Raw genomic sequence first — 13758 nt, forward strand, 5'->3', positions numbered from 1 at the left:
AAAATAATTTTCATCTATCAACAAAAGGGTCTCAGAAAAAACTTTGCAATAAGGAGGTGTCATTAAAAACAATTTGATTCGTACTGAGAGTAAATGTTTATTATTTATTAACAAGCTAGGCAGAATTTAAGGACTATTTAAATTGCTTTAATTAGAAAATAGTCTAATCTTCAAATAATGTTAAAAACTCATAAGGATATTAAAAATGAAATTAATCAAACAGTTGTTCTTGGTTGCACTCATTTCCCTCTACAGCATCGCAGCAAGTGCAAGCGATACAATAGTTAACGTTGCTGAAGGCAACAAAGATTTTTCAACTCTTGTTTCTTTACTTAAAAAAGCGGGACTTGTCAGTGCACTTGAGGGAAAAGGACCTTTCACGGTTTTTGCACCGACCAATGAGGCTTTTGCCAGTGTTCCAAAAGCTGATTTAGATGCCCTGCTAGCAAATCCTGAGAAGCTGAAGGCTGTTTTACTTTATCATGTCGTCAATGGAGACATTACTTCTGATAAAATTAAACCAGGAATGGTTAAAACACTCAGCGGACAAGATGTTGATGTTACGGTTAAAGAGGGTAAAGTTTTTGTCAATAATTCCGAGGTTATAAAAGCTGATGTGAAAGCGTCTAATGGCGTGATTCATGTCATCGATCACGTTTTAATTCCTAAAGAGTAGTTGTATCGAGATGGCACTCATTTTCTTTGATTGCCATCTCATCAAAATACGATAATTTTTATGTATACTAAAAATAAATCACTATAAAATTATCGTTTGCATGACCTTACTATCCAAAAACCCAATTAAATGAAAAAAAACATAGGTCAATTAGACTCCAACAATTCCCCTAAAGATTATCGAAAAGTGACTCGGTTATTGATAGGAAGAGAAGATGAACGCACGTAGGGGTCAGGCCTTGAATTGTGAATTTTCAAAACTACAGCCGTAATTATTTGACTATTTTACTCACACTAGAATAATACAAGCAAAAATATTCCCCAATTCTGCACCATTCAAGGCCTGAACCCATAAAGTGCCCCATTACGTATTTATTTAAAATGGGATATTTACATCAAAGAGGAAAATCTTTTTAATTTTGTTCAAATCAGAACTTTGATCTGATTAAAGAAGAAACCCAAAGAATATAGAAATTAAAATTAGAAAACTAATTGCAATAATTAAGTTGGATACCACTACTGGATTTCTCCAGGAATTAACTGTGAATGGAGTAGTTATCTTATAAATTATTTGAATAGTAAGCAATGCAATTATGATTTGCGAATTAGGCCATTAAAATTAATGCGATAGATAAGACAAAAATTGCTAGATAAATTGATAGTAATATTTGTCTTGCCGGGGTTTTGGGTCCATATGCTTGAGTAATCCAATTAGCATCTAAAATAAGACCCGCGATCACAGGTAGAAGAACCACTATGTTTATAACAAGCGCAGTGATTAATATTAAGTTCATTTTCGATTAATCTTGATTTTGTAAACTTATCATATGAAGTGAAAACATTAACAAAGCCCCCCACCAAAATCTAGATATTTTTATTGATTACTCAGATTTCAAACAGGTAAGGGGTCAGGCCTTGAATTGCAGGTAAGGGGTCAGGCCTTGAATTGTGAATTTTCAAAACGTGTTTTCATTTCGTTTCCTGTATAGGTGAGTAGATTGATGTCTTCTAGATGTAACGGTATTCTTTTTCAAATTAATTAGGAATGGAAAAATGTATGGACGAAATCAGTTATCATTATGAGGCGGTTGTAAAAAAAACTGAGTTGGACATAGTCGAAAAAGGTCATATCGCAGCTGAAGCGGAAAATGGTATTGTTTGTAATTATGCATTATTTTACATTGCAGCTAGAGATAAAGAGAATCATTTAGTTGGGTTATTAACCAGGTAAGGGGTCAGGCCTTGAATTGTGAATTTTCAAAACGTGTTTTCATTTCGTTTCCTGTATAGGTGAGTAGATTGATGTCTTTTAGATGTAACGGTATTCTTTTTCAAATTAATTAGGAATGGAAAAATGTATGGACGAAATCAGTTATCATTATGAGGCGGTTGTAAAAAAAGCTGAGTTGGACATAGTCGAAAAAGGTCATATCGCAGCTGAAGCGGAAAATGGTATTGTTTGTAATTATGCATTATTTTACATTGCAGCTAGAGATAAAGAGAATCATTTAGTTGGGTTATTAACCGCATACACTGCCTTTGCAGAAATTTACGTGGAAGATCTGTGGGTTCACTCCAATTATCGAAAGCATAAAATTGGGAGCACGCTTCTAGAAACTCTTGAAAATCAGTTCAAAGGCAAAGGTTATAATAATATCAACTTGGTAACGAGTGCATTTCAAGCCCCAGAGTTTTATAAAAAATGCGGCTATGAGGTAGAGTTTGTTCGGGAAAATAAACATCATCCCAAACTAACTAAAACGTTTTTTATTAAATATTTTGAGGATGACATTCAACATCAAGGTATTATTCCAAATAAGATCGCTTTTGATAAAAAGCTAAGTTAGCGTTCGGGGTCAAGCCTTTAATTGTAAATTTTTTTGAATTTTTAAATAGAGACATTCAATAAATTTACTTTTAATTTCTTTATCCGAGCAAATGAATAGATATTTATACATTTGTGAAAGAATCTATCGTTTTAAGAGCTTTAACTTTATTTTCCCAAGCAAATAAGGGATAGAGCACCAACCGATAATACCCTCTATAATCAATACAATACCCAATGTGATATAAAAAAACTTTCCCATTCCAAAGATCGCAGCAATACACAATGCAGCACCAATTATTGTACGGTTTATCCGATCTGTTTTATCTATATTACATGCAAATTTCATTTAAATTCCTTTATTATTCAATTCTAAATTAACCCCAGATCCAGAATCGTTGGCTCCTTTACCAGTTTATCTTTCTCACTTCTACGCCGTACGGGGTCAGGCCTTGTATTGTGAATTTTCAAAACTGTAGTCGTAATTTTTGACTATGTTACTCACACTAGAATAATGCAAGCAAAAATACTCCCCAATTTATTCACCATTCAAGGCCTGACCCCATGAAGCATTTTAACAAAAAAGCATTAAGTCTTGGTTTATTCATCAAATCATCTGCCGGGCTTGTCAGTCCAGCGCACGTTCGCTCCTAATAGAAATTTTCTACAATAGAATTATTAATTGTAGTAATACTGTGGTTGCGAGACGTAGTATTCCTCATCTTCATAGCTGTTGGATTCGATTTCTTTCTTCTCCTGCTCTCTTTTATAATAAGCTCTTTCCAGCAAACGAAATTGTTCCTGTGCAACCTCTGATTGTGTTTGGTCACTCTGAGACTGTCCATTCTTTTTATCATTTTTTGCAGAGGAATATAAAGACAACTGACCCAACATATTTTGGGTACTATCCGGGCTAGTTCCTCTCTCTTGGATTTGTAATTCAAATTGAGCATCCAGAAACAATTCCTTCCATGACGCTATGGATTCTTTCATAAGAGGTACGCGAACGGCAGTGTCTAATTGTAACAGGTTACTGATAATTTGAGTCGCTTTAAAATGGGACTGAGAACCTAACGTCCAAACTCCAGCTCGCAAAGCGGTATCATGACTTAGGGACAAGAGATATAAGAGATCAACTCCATTATACTTGGTTGCCGTAGTTAATTTATGACGTGCTAAAAAATCTATAAAATCTTGGCCTAAATTGAACTCTTCTGCCGTAACTGGACCAGCTCCCTTATATTCTGAGGAAAAAATAACTGGGGCAACCGCCTTATAATGAGCTATTTTTTCCGGTGATTGTAGATGAGCGGGGAATGAATGATAAATCAACTCGTCAATGGACTCTGTTGAACAGATTCGACCATTTTTTTCATAGTAATAACGCATTTATTTTCCTTTCTAAAAAATCGAACCAAATATAACATATTTAATCCAATTCGACCGAAACAAGGCAGATGACTGATCTTGTCCTTTGACCTTTATACGTAATGTTTTTTTATAATTCCGCTAATTGTCAAGAATTACTCCTTGACTCGCTGTCTTTGATGAATAAAGTCAAAATGAGCTGAACGCTGTATTCTTTAGATTTTTGGTAACTGACGCCCTTTAACGCCATCAGGGGTCAGGCCTTGAATTGTGAATTTTCAAAATTTTAGTCGTAAGTTTTGACTCTTTACTCACACTAGAATAATGCAAGCAAAAACAGCCCCCTATTTCTTCACAATTCAAGGCCTGACCCCATGAAGTCGTGCAACGTGTTAGGGCAACTACTTTTTAGGCTCTTCTCCAAATTTAAATTCTTGTATGGGGTTAGTGCTTATGTGCTCTTTTGAATGATCAAAAAAGCCTTGTTGACTTTGAGATACACTAGGTAAAAAAACAGCTGATGTATCTTTAGACTTTTCTGGTTCCGAAATTTCAGTTTTCTGTTCTTGAAATTTAATGAGCATTTCAGCAATTGATAGAAATCCTTTGGAATTGGCATACTCGAGTGGAGATTTCTTATTATTGTCCAGAACATCTATTTTAGCTCCTCTACGTACCAGCAATTCTGCGACCTCTTTTTTTCCCTGGGATGCAGCTAAATGCAAGGGGGTTCTATTATCTTTACCACGTATATTGGGATCTGCCCCTAAATCTAATAGGGATTCTACCGAAGAAGCAGTACCGAAAAAAACCGCATAATGTAATGGAGATATTCCTTTTCCTGCTCTATTTGGATCTGCCCCGAACTCAACGAATGTTTTGAGTAACTCAGTATGATTTGATTTTATTGCATGATGGAAAATGGTTAAGTTACTTTTATCTTCAAAATTTGTATTTGCACCCTTTTTTAAAAGGGCTTCTATCATGTCACGATTGCCTTTTCTTAATGCGTATACTAAGGGGGGCAACCCATTTTGATCGGGAGTATTAAGTCCTCGACCTTCTTTAATTAGCGCATCGATTATTAGGTTAAAGAGTGGCATATCACCTGAATTTATCGCGTGATGCAAGGCAGTAAGCCCTTGTTTGTCTTGCATATCAGGATTAGCATCTCGCCTCAAAAGAAAACCGACAATTTTATGTTGCTTCAATTGAATAGCGTAATGTAATGGGGGCAACCCATCACCATCAAGCACATTCGGATTAGCACCATTTATTTTAGGTAAGAGTGCTCTGACAAGATCAGGACTGCCGCTTTTGACTGCGAGATGCAGTGGGCTTTTCCCAGCATTATCCAATATGTCCGGATCCGCTTTCTTTTGCAAAAGTGCTTTAATCATTGCGGGCTTTTCAGATAAAACAGCCAAGTGGATTAAAGACATTCCATTCTCATCAATATGATTTAGGTCTCTTTTACTGGATAAATCTTCATGAGCCTTAGCCAAAAGAATATTGTCTAATTGTTTTTTAACATCTGGGGAGATCTTTCGTATATTTTCCCTAAACTGGTCCATAATCATTTGTGGATTTTCATCGGAAAGTTGGGGTTTTTCCTGCAAGCAATTTTTTAATTGATGATATCCTTTGTCCACATGATCACTAATTTTGCTATTGTCCTTGGGTAATTTTTCAAAACACCGGTCTAGTTCTTTTAATGCCTCGAAAACTTGATGTAATTTATCATTTAACATGACCATCTTGCGGTGGTCATCACCATCAGTATTTCTAAGGTTATGGAGCTCTTTTTCTAAGTGAGAAATGAGTTCATTTCGATTTTCTTGATCCTCACGAGCTTGTTTAAGATACTCAGTGATCCTTTTCAATATGATTTCTCTAATTTCAAGATGAGGTTTATGGCTGTTACGGTAGATTTTTATAAGAGGAAAACCATTTACTTTTGCTAAACTTGTATTGGTTTTATCAAATTGAAATCGCCATTTATTCAAATTATTGCTGGGTATTGAATGTAATGCCTTGGTAATGGAATCAATGATTAAGGATGCATTGTTTTGATGAAACTTCGAAATTCTATGAATATCATCCACATTTTCACGAATTATCTGTTGAACAGAATCCCATTTTGATAAATAGCTATCAAGTGCAACTCGAGGTTGATCTAATTTAGTAGGCGATGCATATAACATCCATGATTCGTACTCTTGACCAACAGGTGCTTTAAAATTATCTTCAAGTGGAAAAGTAAAATGAGTGGTATTATCGGCTAAGCGGACGCTTGCATCTAACGCATATCCACCCTCAGTTGCTAGTAAGAATAAGGAGAAAGCATCTTTAAAGGCCACTCGGTCTACAATTCGATTGCGAGGTTCCGCCAAAAGCTCTCTTCTAACCTCCGACATTTTATTTGCTTTTTCACGGATATAAGGATCCTCATTGTTTTGCATCGCTGCTATGAATTGATCTATTGATTTAACTTCTACAGTGCAATCATGCTTTTTGAATAAATCATGATAATGTTGAACATGTTCATCAAGACAATAATAGTAAATCTTATTCGGACATCTTCGTGAGACCTCAATAACATCCTCAACATCAGCCCCCAACTTATTTTCTCCGGAAGTATCAATTTTAGGAGGACCTATCCATAAATAGTTAACATTGGGTAAATTCTTACTGTCCTCTTTCACAAAGGTATCTTCATGTTTTTTTAACAAAATACGCTACCTCTAATTTTAATTACACTTAAGATTAAGAAAAAAACCAGATGATTTATTATAGTTTAAAATGTGCATAATATTGGCAAGTCAATGTGAAAAATAAAGTTCTAAAGGGGTAGTAACTCAATTCACCCGTGAACTAAGAGGCCTGATTATCAGGGTTTAAGGGGGACATGCGATGTGATACTTTTTTCAATACAGACAAAAATTTTATAAGATTAATTTAACTGGAGAATTAACCCTAAAAAACACTAGGCAAGGAATCAAGAAATAAGTGATGAAATCAATTAGTTATATGGTGGAGGCGGCGAAAATGGAACCCGCTATAGGTTTTTGTACTTTTTGTGAAATACAATCAAAGACTATGACCTACCACGTCAGTTCTGGGTTATCCTCTCTTTTCTCAAAAATGCGAAGTTGTCTTTTCCAGCCTTTAGTTGTCTGCAAATAGTGCCGTTTTGGTGCCGCTATGCTGCAAATCCAGATCTTAAAAGTAGCTTTTAAGAATAAAAACGAGAGCAATGTGCGGACGGGGTCAGGCCTTGAATTGCATGCAGACGGGGTCAGGCCTTGAATTGTGAATTTTCAAAACTATAGCATTTTGAGCATCAATAGATTCATCAATCTTCAATTCAAATTCACAATTCAAGGCCTGACCCCATTAAGTAAGTAAGCATTGTTGATATTTCTTTACAGAAAAACTTAAGCTGCTAGAATCCGCAAAAACAGTGATATGTCGCGGAAAATTATGTAAGCCACGGTTATGATGAGGTGAAGAATGCTGGGCATGGAGAAAGTGGCGAAAAAATTTAGAGCCAAAAAGGCCGAAAAAAAGCAGGGCAAAATTAAAGGGTTCTTGAAAAGTTTAATAGAGATACCTGTTAAAGAAAAGGACGCATTACAAGACCCCGCTGGAATAGATCAAGTAGAACAAGTTACTGAAGCTCAGGATTTTGTTGAACAAAAATCAATAGAAGATACTTTTGCAAGCAGTGAGCAAACGCGTTCGAGAGCTCAATCAAATCCGGACAGGGAAAGACTGAGAGAGCTCGGTTATCGTACACGCTCCATCGATAAATTTTTTATGGGCTCAGCGCTACACTTGGAATCAAATAATACGAACGGAAACGAACAAGATCCCCAGTGGCAAGATTTAGAAACAGACTCTGATAGAAAAATATCTAAAACTGGAAATAATAGACACAGTTATCCAGATAGCTCTATTACCTCTTCTGATACCAGCAATGAGGGTAGTCTTAGCTCTAGCCCTATAGCACTTTTTCAAGAAGTATTTGCGCTGGATCTTGAAGAGCATCTTGATCCCCCTATGCATCCAGAAAAACGACCAGAAAAAGAAAAGGTTAAATTTAATCTTAGCCCTCTTCAACTGGATCAATTAGAGCTCAGAGAGCATGATTTTGTTCGCAAAAAAACCCCAAGATACCTTAGCCAACAAGTTGTTCACAATCAGTCTAAAATTTCCTCAGAGTATTCTACTTTACCTCAAGCAGATGAAAAGAAAAAATCAAAATTTGATTCATTACCTTTTAGGCGTTCTAACTCCAAAATTAAAAAATCTCGTGAACGAAAGGATGTATTAACAATTGGCATCAATGATATTGATCCGTTTACAAGTTCCTCTGAATCAATAACTACTAATTCGGATTCATCAGATTATGAGAGCGAATACTGGAGTAAAGAAGATAGAGAAGAAGAAATAAAGCGTAACAAAATTGGCCGATCTGATAAATTCAAATCACAAACTTTATCAGCGTCTCATGAAAGAGAAGCAAACTTATTAGATATTCCTGATGTACCTCGGGTTGATAGTGCCGATATAGAGGGTTCTGATATTACAAATGGCCCTCAACATCAGGATGCGCAAACTGATTTTTCCGGTTTAACTGGAGACGAAAGTGCTGTGACAGATTGTTCTGAAATAACGGAAAGCTTTACAACTCCAAGAGTTGAATTTGATAAGCAATTGGACGAAGGAGCCAATGGACGAAGGCCATCAGGTAAACTTAAATCTGTAGTATCAAGTAGAGTAATGGTTTTAACACCTCGCAAAGACTCGCTTGCATCTCCTGGCTTCCATAAGCCTGATGAAAAACTGGTGAAAAAGTCAAACATAAAAATAAATTATCCGGGACAAGGAATATTTGGAGCAAAGCAGCAGGATGTAATCTCAGACGAGAATGAATTTGCACTCACGGGGTCAGGCCTTGAATTGTGAACACCACACTCACGGGGTCAGGCCTTGAATTGTGAATTTTTCATTAAAAGTAAATTAAATTCACAATTCAAGGCCTGACCCCAAGGACTTTTACAGAATTGGCTGCACCTTTTTGAAGAGGAATATCAAGCCCGAAATCCGATACTAGTATTAAGAATGAGATGCCAATTAACACTCATTGGAGTTTTGCAGGATCAATATCTTTTATCTCTTTCCATACTTTATCCGCTTTTTCAATATTACCTGGTACATCTTTCAACCACCGTGGTCGTGCATCGGCCTTATTCAGATAAAGTTTACCCTTATAAACTAAAAAAGCTTCTGGATTGGTAAGATGTTTTTTGCCAAGAGTCATAGCCATGGCGCAATAACCACCATAAGCAGGGAGGTATTGTTCTGGATTAGCATCAAATAACTTCTTGTTTCCTTCACTAGCAAATAAATAAGTGACTCCATTAATAAAGCTATAAAAATCCCGACTTCCTTGTACCGGTTTATTTTGCGTATGGTACGCCACGACATCGTAACCATTGGCACCAAAACTCTGAGTTGCAAAATCTGCCCAAGCTTGAACATTAAGTAATAATAAAGTGACTCCAGCAAACAAGCTTCCTATTTTTTTTCGGATGTTCATCATAATGCTCCTTTCAGATCATAGAGTTTTCATCAGTGCATGGTCATTTACTCTTCAACGCACTCTCAATGAGAAGAAACCGCTTTTTGACACACTTTATTCAAAGCGGCTTCCATTTGTTTCAAGATTACCATTGCTTGTGGATCATGGAGATCATAAGCATGAGCAAGTACTACAGGATTAGTAAAACTTAACCAGGTTTGGCCATCAGGATCGGTAGTCGCCATAATGCGTAAAGGCAGATCCAATGCCATTGCAGGCTTGGCGTTCATAATACTCGTACCTTTAGCAGGATTTCCTATAATCAGTACTTGTGTCGCTTGTAACTTTTGCCCGGCCTTCGCCGCTTCGCCGCTGTGATCGATACGAGCAAATACTGTACCGCCTTGAGATTTGATGATCGCTTCAACTCTATCTAATGTTTCTTGGACTGAATAAGGACTTTGGATGGTGTCAGACCAGGAGGCTCCCATAGGTGCAGCAAGTTTAGTATCAAAAGCTCCTGCTACTTTACGCCCCAAAATATCCAAATCAGTGATATCGCCTTTGTTGGCTAACAAGGTGACACATACTAATTCTGTGGGTGCAGTAAATCGACTTAAAAATGCAGAGTAACCAGGTACATTTCCTTTAATTTCCATCATACCTGGATGGCCAGGGAAAAACCAACCGCTATTTCCTGGTATCACTTTACCATTTTTTAATGTGACAGGATGATATAAAAATTCTCTGTCCTTAGGATCTTTTACTAAGATATTACCTGCTAAAGCAATATCCCAGGTACTAATATCCTCAGCAGAAGCAATAAGGCCACTATTGGAAAATGTTGCAGTCCAACTAAGTGGTTTAGCTGGAACATTTGTTCCATTTTCGTCTAAATAGCCTGAAGCCGGTTCTGTAGGATTAATCAGCACAGGATCTTTTAAAAATTGGCTATGTTTGAAGGGATTAGTCCCATTATTCACTTCATTTTTCACTGTATTTATATTTGAAATAAAAAAAGTATGATGCAGACCTACCCTTTCAATTTGATTTTTAGTTACATAATCTTGATAGGACATCCCACTTGTTTTTTCAATAATTAATCCCAGTAGAAAAAAATCAGTCGCACTATTAGACGTTTGTGTTCCAGGGGTGAATAACAGTTTTTTATCTTTTATCAAGGCAACAATTTGTGCAGGGGTGTATTCCTTACTAAAATCAAAATCACTGGCCTCAGTATAGTCCGGTAAACCAGAACTATGAGTCAATAAATCCCGAATGGTTATCGTACTCCAGTTTTTGGGGATATAATCATCACTGAGGTAAGTGCCCAAGCCCTGATCTAATTGCAGTTTTCCATCTTCTTTTAGTTGCATAATAGCAACAGCTGTATAAGCATTAGTCAACTGGCCAATATGAAACACCGTGTTAGTAGCTGCCAAACGTTTGGTTTGAGTATCAGCAAGTCCATATCCCACCACACGGGTAATATAAGGTGCTTGTACAATAGCTAATGACATACCAGGGATATTATGCTCTTTCATAAATTGAATGACCAGATCATCTACAGATTGCCCATGATATACCGTATCAAAGTCTCCACGACCACTTCCTGAAAAACCGAGAGTGGGCATCATAGTGCCAATAAGCCCCAAAGTTACTATTACTAATCGATTCAAACTTATAGGAAACATCCTACTCTCCTTTGAAATTATTGTTCTCTAATCAGATGCCATTAATTGATAGATGTAACCGTACTGAATTAATATGATTTTTAAATTAAATCTAGTCGAAGAAATAGGATATGTCCAAATTACCTTTAATTAGCAAATAACACGTATGGGGTCAGGCCTTGAATTGTGAATTTTTCATTAAAAGTTAATTAAATTCACAATTCAAGGCCTGACCCCTTTAGCTCTTAAACGCTGGAATTATAGAGTTTGCCCCATACAAATTGATCGTGAATTTTCCAAAAACGGGAAATTATTTCGCTCACGTCCCTTAGCTTGAAAATATATACTATATTTTATGAGAGAAAGATTGGAAAAAGTCGTTTAATTCATAAGCTCATTTTCACTATAGGTTAAAGCTCTGGGTAGAGGGAGGTAGAAATGACTACTGCAGGGGTATACTATAAAGAGTGCCCTAGAGGTATGACTATTGACGAATGGGCTGCACGTGTCGATTTAGCTGCACTCTATCGTCTTGTTGCCTGGAAAGGTTGGGACGATCTGATCTTCACTCACATATCTATGCGAGTACCTGGAAGCCAACACCATTACCTGCTAAGCCCATTCGGTTTAATGTTTGAAGAAGTGACCGCTTCAAGCCTGATGAAGGTTGATGTAGAAGGTCATGTTATTGAGTCGGAAAGCAAAATGATCAATCCAGCAGCTTTTACCATCCACAGTGCAATCTATAAGGCACGTGACGATGCAAAATGCGTTATCCATCTTCATACCCTAGATGGTGTTGCGCTCTCTGTGTGTGCAGAAGGGCTATTACCACTGACGCAGAATGCCATGATCATTGGTGGCGAGCTTGCCTATCATGACTATGAAGGTATTGTGCTTGATTCTCAGGAAGGGGAAAAGCTGGTTGCTGATTTAGGCTCCAAACATCTCATGCTGCTTCGCAATCACGGAACCTTAGCGGTGGGACCTAACTGTGGGGCTGCCTGGTTACTGATTTACTACTTGGAATCTGCGTGCTCCATGCAGTTGCGCGCCACAACCCATAGCAGAGAACTTAATAAACCGATACAGGGTATCCCTGAAAAAGTTCATAAAATGAGTCGCGCTTGGTACGATGGAACCTTGGGTACGTTTGCCTGGCCTACTTTTCTGCGAAAACTTGACCGCATTGATCCTAGGTACCGAACCTAAAGAAACCTACTTATGAAAACATATACCACTTTAGAACAAGGCATTCATTTTCTTACCAGAAAACATACCTCAATTCCTACACAAGAGCTTAAAGGCGAATGCGCCTGGAAGGCTAAGGAAATTGGAAGTCCTGAAACATTCGCACATCATTTGTCTTTAGCTGAAATCAACGCTATAAATACTTTAGTTGATGAAGTCGAAGCATTAAATATCAGGCTTGATGAAATCGGGCCAGGAGACTGGGGTAATGTCAATTTACAATTACTCGTTGATGAATGTTGCACTGCATTGTTTCAAGGTCGAGGCTTTGTCCTGATCCGCGGTATTCCGATTGAGCGTTGGTCTATAGCACGCGCTAAATTATTCATGGCAATTTTCGGCAGTCAATTTGGCCATTTAGGCATCCAAAACCCACAAAATGACCTCATTGGCGAAGTATGTAATCACCCCGAGGTAAATATCAACTATGCACGGAATTACCTCACTAACCGGGAATTTCGTCCTCATTGCGACGGCGCTGACCTAGTCGGACTCCTTACCATCCGACCTGCGGCACAAGGTGGGGAAAGTCGCTTGACGAGTTCAGTTTCTGTATTCAATGCATTACTCAGCGAGTCACCACATCTGATACACCGATTGTTTGAGCCTGTATTACTCGACTTACGCAACGAACAAGCTCCAGGAACTCCCCCTGTTGTCTGGATAACACCTTGCGCACACCATGAAGGTCAACTTAAAACGGTTTATCTCTCAGATTATTTCCGAAGTGCAGACCGTCATCCGGGAGTTACAATTGATCCTGAAGCGAAAATTTTGTTTGACCTATATGATCGTCTTGCCACTCACCCTGATCTTGAATTACGCTTCACTCTGGAAGCAGGGGATTTACTGATTATCAATAACCACGTTATCCTCCATGCACGTGATGCATTTGTAGATGCTCCCCATGCGAAACGCCTTCTGCTGCGTTTCCTCGTATCCTCTAATCGCTAATTTGATAACTTATTGGACTTTCGAGTATGCCTGACACTCAGCGTAGATACTGAGTTGATTATCGACAGTATAAATTTGTAACTATTTAACTCGTTTGAGAAAGCAAAAAGATATGTAATTAACAAAGCTAAAAAATGGATTGATAATCAAATTAAATCAGGGACACTTAGACCAATCAAATAATACTCAATGGTGCCGCGATATGGTGGATAGTTGGCTTATAAATCAATGGCTTATATGGTCGGCGGGAATCGAACCCGCGACAATTTTTTGTAACTGTTTGATTTTTATAGGCTTAAATTATTACTTTCTAATTTTGGGGCGTAAATGGGGCATTTTTGATGCTCCTTGTCTATCATCTAAATCACAATCTGTGCTCTTAAGTATAATTCTCTTAACTTGAAAAACATTGCTCTCTGAACTTA

General features: G+C 37.5%; 11 protein-coding genes. 6 read left to right on the plus strand and 5 right to left on the minus strand.

All coding sequences use genetic code 11. The features are described 5' to 3' along the window. Positions 1-205 precede the first annotated feature (205 nt). The 3 genes from EL022_RS02095 to EL022_RS02100 all read left to right on the plus strand — a co-directional run bounded on the left by EL022_RS02095 (position 206) and on the right by EL022_RS02100 (position 2522). A complete protein-coding gene (locus EL022_RS02095) occupies positions 206-676 on the plus strand; it encodes a fasciclin domain-containing protein (protein ID WP_035901073.1) in 471 nt (156 codons plus the stop codon). Between the two features lie 1056 nt (positions 677-1732). Then, on the plus strand, positions 1733-1906 hold the full coding sequence (locus EL022_RS16025; RefSeq protein ID WP_164715632.1) for a hypothetical protein: 174 nt from the start codon (positions 1733-1735) through the stop codon (positions 1904-1906). A gap of 127 nt (positions 1907-2033) precedes the next feature. Next, on the plus strand, positions 2034-2522 hold the full coding sequence (locus EL022_RS02100; RefSeq protein WP_058388206.1) for a GNAT family N-acetyltransferase: 489 nt from the start codon (positions 2034-2036) through the stop codon (positions 2520-2522). 123 nt (positions 2523-2645) lie between these two features. Here EL022_RS02100 and EL022_RS02105 read toward each other — a convergent pair whose 3' ends face one another. The 3 genes from EL022_RS02105 to EL022_RS02115 form a co-directional block, all read right to left on the minus strand. Continuing rightward, complete coding sequence (locus EL022_RS02105) at positions 2646-2849, minus strand: YgaP family membrane protein (protein WP_028381648.1); 204 nt, start codon at positions 2847-2849, stop codon at positions 2646-2648. A 329-nt stretch (positions 2850-3178) separates the two neighbouring features. Further along, positions 3179-3889 (minus strand): hypothetical protein, encoded by a 711-nt coding sequence (locus EL022_RS02110; RefSeq protein WP_028381647.1) that lies wholly within the window; start codon positions 3887-3889, stop codon positions 3179-3181. A 380-nt stretch (positions 3890-4269) separates the two neighbouring features. Continuing rightward, positions 4270-6600, minus strand: coding sequence for an ankyrin repeat domain-containing protein (locus EL022_RS02115; RefSeq protein ID WP_028381646.1), 2331 nt, complete (start codon positions 6598-6600; stop codon positions 4270-4272). A 799-nt stretch (positions 6601-7399) separates the two neighbouring features. Between EL022_RS02115 and EL022_RS02120 the strand changes: the two genes are divergently transcribed. Beyond that, positions 7400-8839: a hypothetical protein gene (locus tag EL022_RS02120; protein ID WP_162151244.1), complete on the plus strand. Its 1440-nt coding sequence runs from the start codon at positions 7400-7402 to the stop codon at positions 8837-8839. Between the two features lie 175 nt (positions 8840-9014). On the opposite strand, the gene EL022_RS02125 is transcribed toward EL022_RS02120, so the two are convergent. Continuing rightward, positions 9015-9476: a YHS domain-containing (seleno)protein gene (locus tag EL022_RS02125; protein WP_081776897.1), complete on the minus strand. Its 462-nt coding sequence runs from the start codon at positions 9474-9476 to the stop codon at positions 9015-9017. Between the two features lie 62 nt (positions 9477-9538). After that, positions 9539-11149 (minus strand): serine hydrolase, encoded by a 1611-nt coding sequence (locus EL022_RS02130; protein ID WP_241972229.1) that lies wholly within the window; start codon positions 11147-11149, stop codon positions 9539-9541. A 417-nt stretch (positions 11150-11566) separates the two neighbouring features. On the opposite strand from EL022_RS02130, the gene EL022_RS02135 reads away from it, so the two are divergent. Then, complete coding sequence (locus EL022_RS02135) at positions 11567-12340, plus strand: class II aldolase/adducin family protein (protein WP_028381642.1); 774 nt, start codon at positions 11567-11569, stop codon at positions 12338-12340. 12 nt (positions 12341-12352) lie between these two features. Then, positions 12353-13333 (plus strand): TauD/TfdA family dioxygenase, encoded by a 981-nt coding sequence (locus tag EL022_RS02140; protein WP_028381641.1) that lies wholly within the window; start codon positions 12353-12355, stop codon positions 13331-13333. Positions 13334-13758 lie beyond the last annotated feature (425 nt).

Origin of the sequence: Legionella cherrii, from assembly GCF_900635815.1 — a bacterium.
Classification (GTDB): Bacteria; Pseudomonadota; Gammaproteobacteria; order Legionellales; family Legionellaceae; genus Legionella; species Legionella cherrii.

Coding starts and splice junctions, on each gene's coding strand:
- EL022_RS02135 (WP_028381642.1), top strand. CDS start 11,567: ATGACTACTGCAGGGGTATACTATAAAGAGTGCCCTAGAGGTATGACT.
- EL022_RS02130 (WP_241972229.1), bottom strand. CDS start 11,149: ATGTTTCCTATAAGTTTGAATCGATTAGTAATAGTAACTTTGGGGCTT.
- EL022_RS02105 (WP_028381648.1), bottom strand. CDS start 2,849: ATGAAATTTGCATGTAATATAGATAAAACAGATCGGATAAACCGTACA.
- EL022_RS16025 (WP_164715632.1), top strand. CDS start 1,733: ATGGACGAAATCAGTTATCATTATGAGGCGGTTGTAAAAAAAACTGAG.
- EL022_RS02110 (WP_028381647.1), bottom strand. CDS start 3,889: ATGCGTTATTACTATGAAAAAAATGGTCGAATCTGTTCAACAGAGTCC.
- EL022_RS02125 (WP_081776897.1), bottom strand. CDS start 9,476: ATGATGAACATCCGAAAAAAAATAGGAAGCTTGTTTGCTGGAGTCACT.
- EL022_RS02140 (WP_028381641.1), top strand. CDS start 12,353: ATGAAAACATATACCACTTTAGAACAAGGCATTCATTTTCTTACCAGA.
- EL022_RS02095 (WP_035901073.1), top strand. CDS start 206: ATGAAATTAATCAAACAGTTGTTCTTGGTTGCACTCATTTCCCTCTAC.
- EL022_RS02100 (WP_058388206.1), top strand. CDS start 2,034: ATGGACGAAATCAGTTATCATTATGAGGCGGTTGTAAAAAAAGCTGAG.